Raw genomic sequence first — 15,387 nt, forward strand, 5'->3', positions numbered from 1 at the left:
AGCACCGCCCACTGCTCATCACTGAGATCCCCACGCATGCAACGATCATGAGGCCCTCAACCCACCTCAAGATCCAATTCGAAAACACGCCCTAGGCGGCTCGGCGAGCATTTCGCTTCTTGACGCTTACATAGGTAGGTCACTTCCGGCGTGGCCTACCTACGTTTAGTCGACTTCAGACAAGACCGCACCCGCGATCTTTTCGGCGATCTCGGCTACGGAGTCGCGGCTAGTCTCGAACCCTGCGAGATCTGGCAGGATGCCGCTGTACTGTGCGACGTCGCTGAACGTAACGCCATGAAGGACTGGGATCAGAGTGGGCTTGTGAAGCAGTGCCCCGAGCTCCCGCTCAGTCCAGAAGCGGCCAGCGAGGTATGCAGGCGTAAGAAGCGCGATACCTGCTTGGGCACGCCGCAGTCCTTGGTCCATCTGGAGAGCTTGGCTCTTACCGGGACGCATAGCGATCTCGTCAAACCAAACCGCCACACCCAAGGTCTCAAGGCGTTCCCTCAGTTCGCCAGCCACCTCCGCTCCGTCAATCCGCGCGTAGCTCAGGAACACGTCATACTCTCGTGGATCCTGAGCCAAGATCGCCTCTTGGACCCGGTCAGCGAGCTGACGCTCTTCCACCGTGTAATGGACCGTGGGGCGTGACTCTGCGGCATGCAGGCGAGCGGTGAGCTGACCAAATGCCTGCTGGTTGTGGCGATTAACCGCATCGACCTGCCGGTTGTAATCCGCGATCACCTTCTGGTTGTGTCGCTCAGCCTTCCGGTTGTGTTGATCGACGTCGCGCTGAAGCTTGGCTTGGGCCTGCTTGATCTGGCGGTTCTGCTCCTGTTGGGCTTTACGCAGAGCCGCCCGTATGTCACTGGAGCTGACCCTTCTCGGCATCCGTCCCCCTAAGGCACACTTCTCCCGCGTAACGCGGTGGTATTGAGAGTAGAGGGTGCCCCCGACAAGAAACCCGCACAGCCGAGCTCGGCCTGGCAGCTCACGCCTCCGAGCCGTTGAGCTGAGCGCATACGTACCCGTAGCTGTACTTTGCTGCTGTACAAGATCGAAAAGGCCACTTCCCGATCATGGGGAGTGGCCTTCCACGTGCAGTGGAGCCTAGGAGATTCGAACTCCTGACTTCCTGCTTGCAAAGCAACTCGAACATCCACTCAAGAGGGTAACGCCAGCCCTGTGACCTGCGGTGAGAGTGCGGGACTGTACGCCGACGTTCGTGATCGGCCACAGCGGTTGTCACGCAGTCTGTCCCTCAATTGACCGCGATACAGGCGACAGGGCCCAGCATGACGTCCCCAGATCTGCAACCGCGCATAACCGCCACAGTGTTCCTCCAAGGATCAAGCGGGGTGGCTCTCTGTGCCGCCCGCTGTCCTCTGCTTGGTCGCATGCTAGACGTGACATCGGGCAATTCTCGCGCACGATCACGCTCGGGGCGCACTATAAGGCAGCGTGCATTACCTACGTCGCTTCTTTCGGGGACGGGAAGGCTGTTGCTTGCGTTCCGGCTTTATTGCCACTCTTTCTCCTGGGAGCATATTCCTGAGGCGGGGCACCCGTTGTGCACGCCATCCCGACCACCATCGGGCAACGGGCCACTGTGGTGCCAATACCTCGTCCCGCCACCGAGTCGGCTTGTAGGAGCGATAAATTTCCCCCTCTGCGCCCTCAATTTGAGGCAGGGGCCCTTCACGCATAAACGGCTTCTCTGGTGCAGGCGGGACTCGCAGACCTTGCGTGATCTTACGAGATGGTCGTTCAAACGCCCACCTTGATGAACCTGCAATGATCTCACGATTGACCTCAGCCGTTTCGGCATGGTCGAGGTTAGGCGAACCGGAAAGACGCGTAGGCATTTCTGGATGGAAAAGAACCAGCAGGTCCGATGGGCTAAGCGGATACATCACAACGCCTGCCGACTCTACCCCCGCACGTTCGCTGCGTGGTGCTCCTGGGCCACCGAGGATGATTACCGGCTCATCACAAGTAACAAGAATTGGAGGCGTTTTATAAACTGCCCAACTCCGCTGGAGCAGACATTCACAGATCACCTCTGCCATTTGAGCAGAGCTTGCGATAACTGCAGCGCTTGGCTTTTCGGCCCATATCTGTCCTGCCTGTAGGCCATCGAGGAAGTCGCGATGCATCGCCACCGTTTCAGGTGTCGGATCAATACCATGTTTTTGGAGCCTGACTCGGATCTCGTCGTCGCTAACTTGAGCGTACTGCAGTCGGTAGAGGTCGGTCAGCAACTCCTGCTGCTCGGCTCGAAAAGCCTTCCCGCGAGTAATAGTGAGAGCTAGATGCAACACGAAGAGCTCGTAACGTTCACGCTCCAGAAGCCGAACGTCTCGATGCTCTATGAGCTCATCGATCGCCCATTTTGCGTTGCCCTCTATCCGACCTAGGATTGTTTCGAAAAGTAGCGGCGGCATCTTCTCCGCATCAATGTCGGGGTGCTCGATGCGGTAGAAGTCCGTCTCTCGAGCAGCCCTCTCAGGCGAACTGAGGTAGCTGCGATCTTCATCAACCACAGTCACCCGCACCTTGGAGTCTTCAGCCCACCGGCGCAGGTATGATGCCGGAACTAGGTGATGCTTCCTTGGCGGTGACCCTTCAGCGTTCCGGCGCGCCTCCTCAAGAAGACGGTGGATCTCCGAAGAGTATTTCTTACGCTTCACTACCAAGCTCCGTACCTCTCGCGTTTCCCAACTCGCCAGAAGTCTCTCTGAGAAAAACCTTTCCGTCGACCTCCTCGAATATCTCCGATGGACTGTCGGGAACTAGAACGTTCCAGCGCGACTCTCCCGTGCACGAAACAAGCATCTCGTCCACGATACGGTCCGTCCTACGTACGAGCCGACGAACTATCTTGAAAAAGTCTTTCACATCGCGCTTGTTGAGCGTGGGTCCGGGCTTGATGCGGTGAACAACGGCATTGCGCATCTCTATATGCGCGTCAAGCGTCTCACAGACTGTCGCGAACCTCGCACCAGTTCGCCACCTTCTCGTAATATCCTCTACTCCGAGAGCGTCCTTGAAGAGCTTTTCTACATTCAAGCTCTTCGGGCTCGCGAAGTAAAACTCACGACGCCTCGCCAGCATCTCAAGGCGATCCTCAATGTAGGTCCGCCAACCGTCACCTGCTAGAGCCCAAGGAGCCAGTTCGGTGTCCCCATTACGTAGCTCCTTAGCGACCACCTTAGTAAGAGCCCGAGGCAGGGCATCCCACTGTGGCGCATACTTCACCATGTGAGCTACGGATTCCGTAACGATATCTTCGCAGTATGCTTCCCAGAGTGAAGCAACAAGAACATATACCGATTTGTTCAGTACGTATACATGCTTTTTGGCGCCATGAAGATTCGACTTTACGAGCATCTGATGCAGGGAATAGTAGGAGATCATGTCTGCACTGTTCAGCAGGAACGTGTGACGCGCCCGACTCGCTGGCACTTGCAAGTTCCGAATTGCAGCATTCTCATGTAGCTGCGGCGGATCGATCATCCTTCTACTCCATCCAGCCGGACCCGTTACGCTTCAGATGGCATACGAAATAGAGCTATCGATTCGGGATCCAAATCGACTCACAGGTCGAACGCTCTCCACGGCACCGAACGTCCGTGCGAAGTCTAGCTGCCTCAAGTAGCGACTTCATGCCCTTTGTGATCGGCACTGCTCGGAGCTGTTCACAAGCATGAACGAGACAGCCATGACGAAGCGATCGCTGGCTGCTCAGGCGACGCGGTTCGTTGCGCAGAGGACGGAATGTGTGCGAAGAATCTCCAGCTCAGAGGTCAGCTAGGACCGTTAAGGAGGGGTGCATGCCGAGCCTCCGCAGCGCGAGGTGATCGGCCAATGAAGTAGATCCGTAGGGTCACCGATGCACAAGCGCTGAAACACCAGGAAGGGCATCGGTGACCGGTACATTCGCTTGATTCAGCAGCCACGGGGACAGCATGGGCATCGCTGTCACCAGCTTGTCCCCGCTGACTTCATGAATATCCGCAGTTCAAGAGGGAGTGAGGGACAACGGGGACAGCGGGGACACTGGCTACAGCTTCGAGCCTGCCAAGGACTCTTTGATCGCCTCGGAACCGGGAGCGCCTGCCATGGCTAGGTCGTGGGCGATGCGGTGGAGTTCGGTCTCGGCGTAGGCGTTGAGCGCCGTGGCGTCTGGAGCGGCATTCAGAGCCGTGGCGACGGCGGCTTCGGCGTCGCCTTGGAGGGCCTGGGCGCGGGCGAGGCAGGCTCCGAACCAGGCGCGGTCGCGGCGGTAGTGGTCGGGCAGGGTGGACAGGCCGCGTTCAAGGTAGTCGGAGGCGCGGCGGCCGTCGCCGAGTTCCAGCTCGGCCATGCCGCGTTGCATGAGGAACCAGCCCTCGTCGTAGAAGTACATCCAGGGCGGCTCATCTTCGGGGTGCTCGGCGGCGGTCCGGATGAGGTCTTCGGCTTCGGCGAGGCGGGTGCGGGCCTGGTTGGCCTCGCCCAGTTTGGCGTGGCCTCGGCCAGCCATCTGGGCTGCCATGCCCTGCACTCCGTAGGTTGTGCGGCCGTCGTGCCAGCGGGATGCCTCGGCCAGACGGACGCAACGGGGTGCGTCGCCCAGGCTCCAAGCCTGGTGAGCGCGCATATTCAAGGTGGTGGAGGCGAGGCAGGCGTCTCCAGCTTCAATGGCCCAGGAGTGAGAGCGGTCGTACCAGGCCAGGGCGGCGGCGTGCTGGCGGGAGTCCTGGCACATCCAGGCGATGAACTGGGCGTACTGAGCCAGCACGGCCACGGCCCGATCGGCGAGTGGGCCTCGCGCTCCTCGGGCGAGATCGGCCACGGTGGACAATTGGGCGTGGATCAACGGCAGGAGCGGCCGGCTGCCGATGGTGTCCTCGACGCGGCGGTGTTCGGCCAGACAGTGTTCCAGCCACTGCACGGTCGCGACATCGACGAGAGAGGGCTGGTCAATGGCGCGGGTGATGCGTTCGTACAGGTCGGTGTCCGGGGCCAGCGTGGGGAGTGCGAGGGCGGGGACCGGTGTGATGACGGTGCCGAAGAGCTGGTCTTCGGTCAGGCCGAAGGCCTTGCAGTAGAGCGTGGTGTAGAAGGCGTCCGGCCGGTGTGCGCCGGTCTCGTGTCCCCGGATGCGGCGGATGAGGTTGGGCAGCTCGGTCAGGGGCTTGTCGGCGGCCTTGGTCAGTTCGCGGGCCAGGTCGCGCTGGGACCAGCCTTGGGCGTTGCGCGCGGCGAGCAGGCGGGTGGCCCAGACGGGGACCTCCTGGGTGTCGGTCATCCAGTGCACCTCCGGGGATGGGCGGACACGGGGGCGGACATCAAGGGTCGCCTCTCAGTGTCCTCTTCTGACGTGGTACCGCGCATGGCCTTGTTGTAGTCGTGCACTTCGACATCGAGGGTTTCTACTCGTGGACGGCTTCTGACGATGACGGCCGGGGATCGTGCGGCATCACCGGTGAGCTGGAGCGGGCCGCCGCGCGGCTGCGGCAGGCGCTGGAGTCGTTAGAGCCCGGCGCGACGGGCGCGGTGCAGTTCGTGCGTCTTGATCGCTACGCATCGGACCCCGCCTACATCTACGGCGTGACTCTGCTGCGTCTGCGCAGGGAGAAGGCCATCGCCGCCGCCGACTGAAGGCCGGCGGATTCGTTTGTCAGATCAGTCATCGCGAAGGGCGGCGTTCGCATGCGCCGCCCTCACTGCGTCTACCGAAAGCACGTCGCCATGTACGAGTGGACGCCGCACGTCCGTTCCAGTTCTCGTCGGGTCCGGGTGACCGAGACCTCGTGTTGCGATGAGTACGAGTGGTGCTGCGAGGCGGGGAAGTTCTTCGTCCTGCGCCACACCGAAGGCATCCGGTACGAGGAGACCGGCCGGGGCCGCTACCCCGCCGCTCGCCTTGTCTGGGCCGCCCTCGTGATCGCCCACGAGCACACGGAACGAGCGTCCTGAGACCACCCGCCCACCTCACCGCTCGACCTGGACGCTGGCTGTGACGATGTTCTCCACCCTCGTCGGAACGGCCTGCCGCTGAAAGCAAGCCCCCGAGTCACGTCCGGGCACCTCCACCGTACGGACGTGCTCGAACCCCTGCTCCAGGTAGTAGCGCTGCAGCCCGTAGTTGGTCTTCCACACGTCCAGGCGCAGCCAGGGGAACCCTCGCTGGGCAGCCTGGTCCACCGACCAGTTCACGATGTCGGCTCCTAGACCTTCACCGGCACGGTCGCGGGCTAGGAGCAGCTTGTACAGGTACAGGGCCGGTCCATCGGCGTCCGGATCCCAGAAGTCCAGGTCCGGGCGGGTGTTCAGGGTCACCGTGGCGGCCACCTCGCCGTCGGCCTCGAACACCCACGTCTCGCGGTTGGCGATGTTGCGGCGGATTTTCTCTCGGCCTATCTCGTCCCACTTCGCTGTCCACTGCTGAATGCCACGCTCGGCCAACCAGCGTTCGGACTCAGCGCGCAACTCGACGACGCGCTCGGTATCGCTCTCGACGGCGAGGCGGGCCACGAGGACAGGACGATCAGGCATCTCTGCACTCCACCTGGTAGACGTACTTCGACCCGTTACCCGGCCTGATCTGGTGCAGAACCAACACCGGCTTGCCTGATGTGGTCAGCGTCGTACGAACGACTTCGAGCACCGCCATGACCCCTGACAGTTGCAGCCGGTCCGTTTCCTGCCGGGAGGCGATCCGTGGGGTTAGTTCGTCGATATGGTCGCGCATCGGACACCCGAGATCGGCCAGGACCTGAGCCGTGTTGACGCTGTCCGGCTCCATGATCCCGGTGTCCTTGACGAGGTTGTACGCGTAGTAGGAGTCGGCCAGCGACTCCGGCTCGTTGGCCGGCTGATCCGGGCCTGGCCCGATGTAGCGGACGCGGCTACGCACCACAACGCGTTCGCTGTCCGGGATGCCCAGCCGCTCCGCGATCGGTGTTCCAGCCACCAGGTGGCTACCGGGCAGGATGCTCACGCTGATGGTCTGACGGTGGGAGTAGCCGGCGACCTCGACGTCCGCCGTCCAGCCGTCGGTCTTGACGTTCTCCAGGCGCTTGGGATCCTGCCACTTCGTCATGTGCCAGGTCATGCACAGCGACTCGCGGACGTAGAAGCCCTTCTTCGGTACGGCCACGACCAGGCCCTCACCGATCAGCGCCTGGTAGGCGTGCCGCACGCTCAGCGACGACACCTGCTCTTGCTCCATGAGCTCTGACGTGCTGGGAAGCCTGTCCCCTTCGGCGTACTCGCCGCTCAGGATGGCCTGTCGCAGGCCATCAGCGATCCGTGCCGACACGTCCCCGCGCAGCGCGTCGCGCCGTCTCTGGCTGGGCATGTTCGAACCCCTCTTCTTCGCCTTATTCAAACAAGCATGCCAGAGGTGGTTGACGCTACTTGTTCGCCTTGTTTAAATAAGACGCACCAGGGCATGATCAGCCCAGCTGACCAGGCCAAACAACGAAGAAAGCCGGGACGCGGTCCCTAGTCGCCAAACCAGTCCCTCATCCCGGCGCCCCTTCAAGAGAGGTGTACTCATCATGACCTACGGGTCCAAGACCATGCGGATCGTCGCTGACGACTTCGCCGAGCCCATCCAGTGGTTCTGTCTCATGTGCGACGGCATCGAGGAGTCCGCGCCGGACGCCGAGCCGCCGTCGCCGCCCATCTGCCCCACCTGCATCCGCCTCGCTCTCGTCCAGGCCCTCAGCGCGCTGGGGGTGCAGCTGTGAACGACCAGCACACCGACCAGTACGGGGCCGACGAGATCACCGATCTGCTGGACGACCTCATCAACGCCAACCCGGCCTGCGACTCCACCAAGGCCGTACTCTTCACCGGCCCCGACATCGAGACCGACGAAGAGCGCTGGCTGCGGGAGGCGACCGCCAAGGCCATCTGCCAGGCACGCTGCCCGGCCCGCGCCGCCTGCCTGTCCTACGCCATGGCGCTCGACCCGGAGGAGGGTGTCTGGGCGGGCTACACCGCAGAGGAACTGCGGGACGTACGTCCGCTTCTCACCTTCCTGCCGCCCCGCCGCGCGAACGAGGTGGCGTGATGGCCACCCGCTTCCAGTGCTGCGAGTGCGGCAAGCGATCCCGAAGCCCGTTCGGCTGCCGCTGCGGCGGCGGCCGTCCGGCCCAGCGCTGCGTCATTCACGGCGCTCGCTGCCAGCCCGGCTGCCGCGTCTGCCGGATGCTCATCCGCTCCGGCCACTGAACGGAGATCAGCCCATGTCTCACGACCAGCCGCCGAACACCATCACCGACCAGCAGTGGGCGCGGCTCCAGGAGAACGCCCGCAAGGCCAACCCGCACCTCGATCGCTTCTCCGACCCGGAGGCGATCAAGCGTCGCAAGCAGTCCGCCCAGCAGCTCAAGAACCACAAGTGGAGCTAATCATGATCACAATCCTCACCTACGTCCTCACCTTCCTCCTCGGAGGCCTCTTCATCGAACTGGTGCGCATGGGCCAGGAGCGCTACCGGCTCTGGCAGGTCTCCCGCGCCACCGCCCGCCAGGGCGGCTCTCTGGAAGCCGTCGCCTGGGGCTGGGCCGCATCACCTCGGAACTGGTGCAGCAAGCCCGGCTGCCCGCGCTGCTGGGGACGGCGGTGGGGCCGATGAACCCGACCCCCGACCGCCCCGAAGAGCCGCCGAACGGAGCACTGGCCATGAACTCCACCACCAGTCCGCGCCCGCTGTCGGAGGGAGAACAGACCCTGATCTCGGTCACCGCCGCCGCTGTCGGCGTGCTGGGCCTGATCGGGTTCGTCATCTCCTTCGCCACCGTCATGGAGGCGGCCAAGCCCACCTTCGGCCCGCTCGCCTTCCTGCTACCCCTCGGGGTGGACCTCGGCATCGGGGTGTTCTCCGCGCTGGACATCGTCCTGGCCCGGCTGAACATGCGGGTGCGCTGGCTGCGATTCGTCCCCTGGACGCTCACCGCCGTCACGGTCTACCTGAACGTCGCCGCCTACGCCAACGCATCCGGCGGGCCGAACTGGTTCGCCGTCATCGCCCACGCGATCCTGCCCGGCCTGTGGGTGGTGGCCGTGGAGATCGGCACGCACGCCGTACGCAAGCGCGCCAACCTGGCCAGCCCCTCCCGCCGCCTCGACAGCATCCGCCTCTCACGCTGGATGCTGTCCCCGCTGCCCACGTTCGCCCTCTGGCGGCGCATGGTGCTCTGGGAGGTCCGCTCGTACCCCGACGCCCTGAACCGCGAACGCGACCGCATCCTGGCCAAGACCGACCTGCAGGACCACTACGGCCTCCTGTGGCAGTTCAAGGCCAGCCGCCGCGAGCGCGCCCTGTACAAGCTCGGCGAACTAGCCCCCGCCAGCACACCGGTCAAGGCCGAGACGGTACGGCTCACGCCGCCCTCGGCTCCCCAGCGCCCGGCCCTGACCGCCGCATCCGCTCACAAGCCATCGCCCCGTAAGCCCAAGTCGCGCAAGCCCGCCCGTCCGTCCATCGCCCCGTCCGAGGTGGACGACCTCATGCCGCTGGGCTGGCAGGTAGCCGCCGACCACGACGCACGAGGCGTCACCCTGACCCGGGATCGGCTCCGCGACGCCATCCGCCAGACCGGCCAGTCCATCTCCACCGACCGCGCCGGAGCGCTGCTCGCCCGCCTGCGGACCGAGCCCGGTCCGACCGCCGAGAACACGGAGCAGGAGGCGGCCTGATGGACCTCACCCTCGCCCGGCCTTCGACCAGCGACCCACCACCGGTCGGACCGCACGGACCGACCGCCGACATCACGACACCTGCCCGCACGGACGAGACGCGGTCCGACCGCGCATCGTCCCTGACCAAGCCAGTACGGGACGCGGCCTCATCCGCCAAGACTCCGGCCGCGCCCCGCAACCCCGCTCGCAGCTACGCATACGAGGTGCACACATCATGACTCACCACCCGCACGACCACGAAGACCACTCCGACGAGGAGGACGGTCCGACCGCATCCGAGACCGGTGCCGAGGTCGTCCCGCTGGACGCGGCCCGGCGCCGCGCCCGCCGCACCGACGAGCAGGAGACCGACCGCGACGAGGACGAGTTCTTCGACCGCGAGACCATCGCGATCGAGGGCACGGTCCTCGGCCCGCCGGTCGACCCGCCAGACGATGATCTGCCCTACCGCTCCACCAACGACCAGCGTCGTGTCCCGATCATCCCGGCCACGCTGCGGTCCTGGAAGGGCACGCGGTCCATGCTGGTCTGGGCGGCCAAGGACACCGGATACGTCATCGGCTACCACGCCGTCCGCTCACCCAAGTACGCCGCCAAGGCCAGCCTGTACGCCCCAGTCGGGTTCTTCCGCGCCACCGGCAAACTCCTGCACTGGGCCACGGCGGAGGAGGGCAACTGGGCTCTTCGCCAGTACGCCGCTGACCGCAACGACCCGGAGACGTGGCTCAAGCTGGACAAGCAGCGCCAGCGGCAGTCACGGTGGCGCTGGTGGGTCGTGGCTGCCCTCGCCGTAACGGGCCTGGTCGGTTCTCTGGTCTTCCTGCTGGCCGACATCCCGTCGTGGGGCCGCCTCCTGGCGGTAGGCGTGGCGGTGCCGCTGCTGGCCCGCGCCGGTAGGCCCACGGACAAGCCCATCACCGACCGCGTCAGCGAAGGACCCCGCTACCGCAAGCTCACCGCCGAGCTGGTCCGCCGCGCGCTGCTGTCCTGCGGCATCTCCGGCATCAACCAGGCCGTGAGCAAGGACCAGCACGCCATCAGCTTCCCCCAGGACATCCACCGCGACGGCCCCGGCCACCTGGCCATCATCGACCTGCCCTTCGGCGTGGAGGCCGCCGACGTGGTGGCCCGGCGTGGCCGGCTGGCCTCCGGCATGCGGCTCCCGCTGGACCAGGTCTGGCCTGAGCCAGGCGACGGCCACCCCGGACGCCTGGCCCTGTGGGTCGGCTACGAGCCCGCCTCGCAGATGAAGCAATCGTCCTGGCCGCTGCTCAAGGACGGCAAGGTGGACGTCTTCAAGCCGTTCCCATTCGCCACCACCCCGCGCATGGACACCGTCCACGCCTCCCTGATGTTCCGCAACTGGCTGGTGGGAGGCCAGCCCGGCTCCGGTCCTGCGCGCCGGAGCCCGCCGACCCCGAACGGTGGCCGCATGACCGACCAGCCCACACACCTGCGCCTGGTCAACGGTGATGCCGTCCAAGCACCCGCCCAGGCCATGCCGTTCCGCACCTCCTGGACCGCCGACGAACTGATGGCCATGACCTTCCCGGAGCCCCGCTGGGCCGTCCCCGGGATCATCGCCGAAGGACTCAGCCTTCTCGCGGGCCCGCCCAAGGTCGGCAAGTCCTGGCTCAGCCTCGGCCTGGGCATCGCCGTCGCCAGCGGCGCCAAGGCCCTGGACGCCATCGAACTGGAGCCCGGCCCCGTCCTCTACCTCGCCCTGGAAGACACCGCCCGCCGTCTCCAGAACCGCATGGGCAAGATCCTGAGCGGCCAGCCCGCACCCAAGGACCTGACCCTGGCCACCACCTGCCCCACCCTCCCGCAGGGCGGGGAAGAAGCCATCGCCCGCTGGCTCGGCCGCAGCCCAAACGCCCGCCTGGTCGTCATCGACGTCTTCGCCAAAATCCGAGGCAACACCGCGCCCGGCCTATCCGCCTACGACGCCGACTACACCGCCATGAGCCGCGTCAAGCGCCTGGCCGACACCTACGGCGTCGCCGTCGTCCTGGTCCACCACGTCCGCAAGATGGCCTCCGAAGACTTCCTCAGCGAGGTCTCCGGCACCAACGGCATCGCCGGAGCCGCCGACGCCACCCTCGTCCTCAAACGCGCCCGAGGCACCGCCGATGGCGTCCTGCACGTCACCGGCCGCGACGTCGAAGAAGCCGAATACGCCATGGCCTTCCAACCCGCCGCCGGCACCTGGCACCTCCTGGACGGCCCACCCGAAGACCACACCCTGTCCGACACCCGCGCCGCCATCGCCCGCCACGTCCGCACCAACCCCAACAGCACACCCAAAGCCATCGCCGACGCCACCGGCCTGTCCCACGACAACGTCCGCAAGACCTGCCAGCGCATGAACGCCGACGGCCAACTCTGCGTCAACGCCACCGGCCACTACCGCCTGCCCGGAACAGAGGCACCAGGAGCTGTCCCCGCAGTCCCAGCCGTCCCTGACCACGCCACCACCAGCACCAACACCCACCACCACGAGGGACAAGCCACCCTGCTGGCCGTCCCCGCTGTCCCCGCCGATGAGGAGAACCACCTTTGACCACCTCACCGCCGGACAGCATCCGGCCCGCCGACACCCAGCTCTACCGCGTCACCGACGCCATGCACCTCCTGCGCATGAGCCGCACCGTCATCTACGACCAGATCCGCACCGGCCGCCTTCGCTCCGTCAAACAAGGCCGCGCCCGCCTCATCACCCCCGCCGCCATCCGCGCCTACATCGCCCTCCTGGAAAAGGAAGCCGAGGAAGCAGCCTGATGACCAAACGACGCAGCAGAGGCGATGGCGGCCTCCACTGGGACGACAAACGCCAACGCTGGATCGCCACCGCCAGCCTCGGCTACGACCCCAGCGGCAAACGCATCGTGAAACGAGGCAGCGGCAAGACCAAGACCGAAGCCAAGACCAAGCTCAAGGAAGTCCTACGCGACTATGAAGACGGGCTAGCCATCGCGCCAGCTGACTACACCGTGGGCGATGCCGTGAACTATTGGTTGGAGCACGGGCTCAAGGGCCGAGACGCCAAGACTGTACGGCTGTACACAGACTTCGCACGGCTACATGTCATCCCGGCTCTCAGCGCCCGCAAGCTACGAGACCTGTCGGTGGAGGATGTGGACAAGTGGCTGGTCATCAAGGCGGCGCTGCTCAGCACACGGTCCCTCAAGCTGATCTATTCCATCCTCAACCGCGCCGTCAGAAACGCCATGAAGCGGGACAAGGTCAAGCGCAACATCGTGGACCTCTACGACGTCCCCGAAGAACGCGTGGGGCGCCCATCCCAAGCACTAACGCTGCTCCAGGCGGAAGCCGTCGTGACTGCCGCTGAGCAAGCAGAGGTCCGCATCCGCGCCTACATTCTCCTGTCCATGCTCACCGGAGCACGGACGGAAGAGGTACGCGCGTTGACCTGGACACACGTGGTGGCCTTCCACCAAAAGCGAGGAGTGTGGCTGTCCGTCGAGGAGGTCGGATGGGACCACAAGGAGTTCGCCGTCTACGTCTGGCGATCCGTACGCAAGAAGGGCGACACAAAGACCGTCAAGTCGCGCCGCACCCTCAAGTTGCCCGCTCGGGTAGTGAAGGCGCTGCGGGTGCTGATGGAGGACCAGGAGCAAGCGCCAGCCCTGTTGCATGGTGGGACTGACGGGCTGGTGTTCTGTACAAAGACTGGCACGGCCCTGAGCGCCACCAACGTTCGGCGAGACTTCCGAAAGGTCATTGTGAGGGCGGGCCTGGTCAGCGGCGAGTGGACGCCACGCGAGCTGCGGCACAGCTTCGTGTCGCTCCTGTCGGACTCCGGTATGCCGATCGAGGACATCTCACGCCTGGTAGGCCACGCGAACACCGTGGTGACCGAGACTGTCTACCGCTTCCAATTGCGGCCTGTGCTTTTGGAAGGAGCAGACGCCATGGACAACATCTTCCCGATGGACGGAACAGCTTAGCATCCGCCGCCCCTCCGATCCAGCGCTCCTGCCCAAAACGGCGGGAGCGCTTTGTCGCCTCCAAGCTATCTTTGCTCCTCCCGCGTATGCCCAAGAACTGGAGGAGGCTCTTCAATCCTGGAAAATTCCTGAATATACCGTGTGGCATCAGTAGAATCCGCAAAGAAAAGCCCGATGGACAAAAGCTCTAGATAGCAAGAATTAAGATGCTCCAACAGCCCCCACTGGCTATCGAGAAGCTGCCATTCAACGGGATTCCTCTGACCACCCCCATGAGCACCACCAAGCCTATTAGCTACATATTTTATTATCTCTCGCCGGTTGATGGTGGTTCCAGAGATAAGCGCAGCAGGGGATCTCAGAAGATCAGATATTGCATAGGTACCCCATTCTCGCTTACCGCCGAGATTGCCAGCAACTTCCTGGCTGAGAGCTTCCGCGCCCTTCCCATCCGCTTCCGCCCGCGGGATTAGTATCATGACAAGTCCTAGCCCTTGATTATATCCCGGGGCAGTAATCAGCAGATCGCCCTCCTGTGGAGATGGCGATTTGATAGTTAGCTGTTGCATGTCGACTGTCAGGCGTCGAGCGAGAGGGGCGAACGCGTAAGCCACGTACTTACGGTCCACGCTTCCTAGAAAGCCATCGAGCGACGTGGCTCTCACCATCGGCTGCCGAGAAAGACCCACGGCCCGCCATGCGCGTGCATATTCATCTTCAACGAGCATCCTCCGGAGAAGAACACTTTCGCGACGAAGTACCGCCTCGGGCATCTCGAAACTCCATGTACTTCTTATATGCTCGAGGTCCTCTGCTACACGTTTCGCCAGATCGTAGATCTCTCTATCGAGAATCACCTGCACCACTTCACCCTCCCTACTGCCCATGCAGAGTAGTGCGATGAGTAGCGAAGTGTCCACCGAAATAGGTAGAACTATCACGTTGCATAGCTTGTGGGATCTTGTTTACTTCTGAGCCATCTCGTGCGGATTATCGGCGGACAGAGCATTACTGCCCGCTTTGATCACAACGGCAAGGCGCACGTCACCCCTGTGCAGTAGAGTGCGGGAACTTTGCGGAGGAGAGGAAGCATGGAACGGTATGACGGAATGCTTCGGGTGGACTGCACCTGCTGCGGGCTCCTTCAGAAAGTACGCGACCGCGATGGAGCCATGCCAAGGATGTGCGATGAATGCCATCAACACCAAGGACAACTCCCCGAGACGCGCGCCAGGCGCGCAGAGCACCACGAAGCAGAACTCCGTCAGCGCCTCGACGCCTGCCGACGCAGTGAGCAACGAGCACAGGAGAAGGCGAAGGCAGCAGCCGAGGGTATACAGGACCGACTGGCAGAGGCTCGAAGGCAGGCAAGCCGAGCACTTGCCAGTCGCGGACGGCTTGCGGCCCGGATCATGGTAGCCACTGATCAGGCGCGCGGACACAACTGCCCTGCACAAGCGATTGGCCGGGATCCCGAGGTCATTCGATGGGCTGAGTACGACAGCCCTTGAGATCCGCAGACCTCCCATACACGTGCCCGGAGATCAGCAGCCTCATGGCAGTCCGGGGTAGTCACTCAGATAGTCACGCACCCCCGCTACGGAGTAGGCAGCGGGGGTGCATTTTCGCTGGTGGAGCCTAGGAGATTCGAACTCCTGACTTCCTGCTTGCAAAGCAGGCGCTCTAACCAACTGAGCTAAGGCCCCTCGAC

At 63.9% G+C, this 15,387-nt stretch carries 17 protein-coding genes and 1 tRNA gene; 10 read left to right on the forward strand and 8 right to left on the reverse strand.

Annotated features, from left to right (window positions below; translation table 11 throughout):
- Window positions 1-165: 165 nt before the first annotated feature.
- The 4 genes from AB0I15_RS52745 to AB0I15_RS52760 form a co-directional block, all read right to left on the reverse strand.
- Entirely contained in the window at window positions 166-894 is a 729-nt protein-coding gene (locus tag AB0I15_RS52745) for a toll/interleukin-1 receptor domain-containing protein (protein WP_358114626.1), read from the reverse strand.
- A 575-nt stretch (window positions 895-1,469) separates the two neighbouring features.
- Window positions 1,470-2,693: a DUF4238 domain-containing protein gene (locus AB0I15_RS52750; RefSeq protein WP_358114629.1), complete on the reverse strand. Its 1,224-nt coding sequence runs from the start codon at window positions 2,691-2,693 to the stop codon at window positions 1,470-1,472.
- Window positions 2,683-3,420 carry a HEPN domain-containing protein gene (locus AB0I15_RS52755; RefSeq protein ID WP_358114632.1) on the reverse strand — a complete coding sequence of 246 codons (738 nt, stop codon included), beginning with the start codon at window positions 3,418-3,420 and terminating at the stop codon, window positions 2,683-2,685. Before AB0I15_RS52755 ends, AB0I15_RS52750 begins: the two co-directional genes overlap by 11 nt.
- Window positions 3,421-4,066: 646 nt before the next feature.
- On the reverse strand, window positions 4,067-5,296 hold the full coding sequence (locus tag AB0I15_RS52760; protein ID WP_358114635.1) for a helix-turn-helix transcriptional regulator: 1,230 nt from the start codon (window positions 5,294-5,296) through the stop codon (window positions 4,067-4,069).
- 101 nt (window positions 5,297-5,397) lie between these two features.
- On the opposite strand from AB0I15_RS52760, the gene AB0I15_RS52765 reads away from it, so the two are divergent.
- Both AB0I15_RS52765 and AB0I15_RS52770 read left to right on the forward strand, forming a co-directional pair.
- The gene (locus tag AB0I15_RS52765) at window positions 5,398-5,649 is read left to right on the forward strand and encodes a hypothetical protein (protein WP_358114638.1); all 252 of its coding nucleotides are present in this window, start codon (window positions 5,398-5,400) and stop codon (window positions 5,647-5,649) included.
- A gap of 51 nt (window positions 5,650-5,700) precedes the next feature.
- A complete protein-coding gene (locus tag AB0I15_RS52770) occupies window positions 5,701-5,967 on the forward strand; it encodes a hypothetical protein (protein ID WP_358114641.1) in 267 nt (88 codons plus the stop codon).
- A gap of 15 nt (window positions 5,968-5,982) precedes the next feature.
- Here the strand turns inward: AB0I15_RS52770 and AB0I15_RS52775 are convergent, their stop codons facing one another.
- Together AB0I15_RS52775 and AB0I15_RS52780 are read right to left on the reverse strand one after the other, a co-directional pair.
- Window positions 5,983-6,546 (reverse strand): GNAT family N-acetyltransferase, encoded by a 564-nt coding sequence (locus tag AB0I15_RS52775; RefSeq protein ID WP_358114644.1) that lies wholly within the window; start codon window positions 6,544-6,546, stop codon window positions 5,983-5,985.
- A complete protein-coding gene (locus tag AB0I15_RS52780) occupies window positions 6,539-7,351 on the reverse strand; it encodes a GntR family transcriptional regulator (protein ID WP_358114647.1) in 813 nt (270 codons plus the stop codon). Before AB0I15_RS52780 ends, AB0I15_RS52775 begins: the two co-directional genes overlap by 8 nt.
- Before the next feature lie 202 nt (window positions 7,352-7,553).
- On the opposite strand from AB0I15_RS52780, the gene AB0I15_RS52785 reads away from it, so the two are divergent.
- The 8 genes from AB0I15_RS52785 to AB0I15_RS52820 all read left to right on the forward strand — a co-directional run bounded on the left by AB0I15_RS52785 (window position 7,554) and on the right by AB0I15_RS52820 (window position 13,676).
- Complete coding sequence (locus AB0I15_RS52785) at window positions 7,554-7,745, forward strand: hypothetical protein (RefSeq protein ID WP_358114650.1); 192 nt, start codon at window positions 7,554-7,556, stop codon at window positions 7,743-7,745.
- On the forward strand, window positions 7,742-8,071 hold the full coding sequence (locus AB0I15_RS52790) for a WhiB family transcriptional regulator (RefSeq protein WP_358114653.1): 330 nt from the start codon (window positions 7,742-7,744) through the stop codon (window positions 8,069-8,071). The genes AB0I15_RS52785 and AB0I15_RS52790 overlap by 4 nt, the downstream gene beginning before the upstream one ends.
- Window positions 8,072-8,246: 175 nt before the next feature.
- Window positions 8,247-8,411 (forward strand): hypothetical protein, encoded by a 165-nt coding sequence (locus tag AB0I15_RS52795; protein ID WP_358114656.1) that lies wholly within the window; start codon window positions 8,247-8,249, stop codon window positions 8,409-8,411.
- Window positions 8,412-8,413: 2 nt separating this feature from the next.
- Window positions 8,414-8,638 carry a hypothetical protein gene (locus AB0I15_RS52800; protein WP_358114659.1) on the forward strand — a complete coding sequence of 75 codons (225 nt, stop codon included), beginning with the start codon at window positions 8,414-8,416 and terminating at the stop codon, window positions 8,636-8,638.
- Window positions 8,587-9,702, forward strand: coding sequence for a DUF2637 domain-containing protein (locus AB0I15_RS52805; protein WP_358114662.1), 1,116 nt, complete (start codon window positions 8,587-8,589; stop codon window positions 9,700-9,702). Before AB0I15_RS52800 ends, AB0I15_RS52805 begins: the two co-directional genes overlap by 52 nt.
- A 217-nt stretch (window positions 9,703-9,919) precedes the next feature.
- The gene (locus AB0I15_RS52810; protein ID WP_358114664.1) at window positions 9,920-12,268 is read left to right on the forward strand and encodes an AAA family ATPase; all 2,349 of its coding nucleotides are present in this window, start codon (window positions 9,920-9,922) and stop codon (window positions 12,266-12,268) included.
- Window positions 12,265-12,486, forward strand: a complete 222-nt coding sequence (locus AB0I15_RS52815) for a helix-turn-helix domain-containing protein (RefSeq protein WP_358114666.1) — start codon at window positions 12,265-12,267, stop codon at window positions 12,484-12,486. Before AB0I15_RS52810 ends, AB0I15_RS52815 begins: the two co-directional genes overlap by 4 nt.
- A complete protein-coding gene (locus AB0I15_RS52820) occupies window positions 12,486-13,676 on the forward strand; it encodes a site-specific integrase (RefSeq protein WP_358114668.1) in 1,191 nt (396 codons plus the stop codon). The genes AB0I15_RS52815 and AB0I15_RS52820 overlap by 1 nt, the downstream gene beginning before the upstream one ends.
- 65 nt (window positions 13,677-13,741) lie before the next feature.
- Here the strand turns inward: AB0I15_RS52820 and AB0I15_RS52825 are convergent, their stop codons facing one another.
- Window positions 13,742-14,617, reverse strand: a complete 876-nt coding sequence (locus tag AB0I15_RS52825; protein WP_358114671.1) for a hypothetical protein — start codon at window positions 14,615-14,617, stop codon at window positions 13,742-13,744.
- Between the two features lie 688 nt (window positions 14,618-15,305).
- A tRNA-Ala gene (locus AB0I15_RS52830) sits at window positions 15,306-15,382 on the reverse strand.
- Between the last annotated feature and the right edge of the window lie 5 nt (window positions 15,383-15,387).

This window comes from Nonomuraea sp. NPDC050643, from assembly GCF_040654715.1.
Lineage (GTDB): Bacteria > Actinomycetota > Actinomycetes > Streptosporangiales > Streptosporangiaceae > Nonomuraea.

Coding starts and splice junctions, on each gene's coding strand:
- AB0I15_RS52820 (WP_358114668.1), top strand. CDS start 12,486: ATGACCAAACGACGCAGCAGAGGCGATGGCGGCCTCCACTGGGACGAC.
- AB0I15_RS52780 (WP_358114647.1), bottom strand. CDS start 7,351: ATGCCCAGCCAGAGACGGCGCGACGCGCTGCGCGGGGACGTGTCGGCA.
- AB0I15_RS52785 (WP_358114650.1), top strand. CDS start 7,554: ATGACCTACGGGTCCAAGACCATGCGGATCGTCGCTGACGACTTCGCC.
- AB0I15_RS52755 (WP_358114632.1), bottom strand. CDS start 3,420: ATGATCTCCTACTATTCCCTGCATCAGATGCTCGTAAAGTCGAATCTT.
- AB0I15_RS52810 (WP_358114664.1), top strand. CDS start 9,920: ATGACTCACCACCCGCACGACCACGAAGACCACTCCGACGAGGAGGAC.
- AB0I15_RS52795 (WP_358114656.1), top strand. CDS start 8,247: ATGTCTCACGACCAGCCGCCGAACACCATCACCGACCAGCAGTGGGCG.
- AB0I15_RS52770 (WP_358114641.1), top strand. CDS start 5,701: ATGCGCCGCCCTCACTGCGTCTACCGAAAGCACGTCGCCATGTACGAG.
- AB0I15_RS52800 (WP_358114659.1), top strand. CDS start 8,414: ATGATCACAATCCTCACCTACGTCCTCACCTTCCTCCTCGGAGGCCTC.
- AB0I15_RS52775 (WP_358114644.1), bottom strand. CDS start 6,546: ATGCCTGATCGTCCTGTCCTCGTGGCCCGCCTCGCCGTCGAGAGCGAT.
- AB0I15_RS52760 (WP_358114635.1), bottom strand. CDS start 5,296: ATGACCGACACCCAGGAGGTCCCCGTCTGGGCCACCCGCCTGCTCGCC.
- AB0I15_RS52745 (WP_358114626.1), bottom strand. CDS start 894: ATGCCGAGAAGGGTCAGCTCCAGTGACATACGGGCGGCTCTGCGTAAA.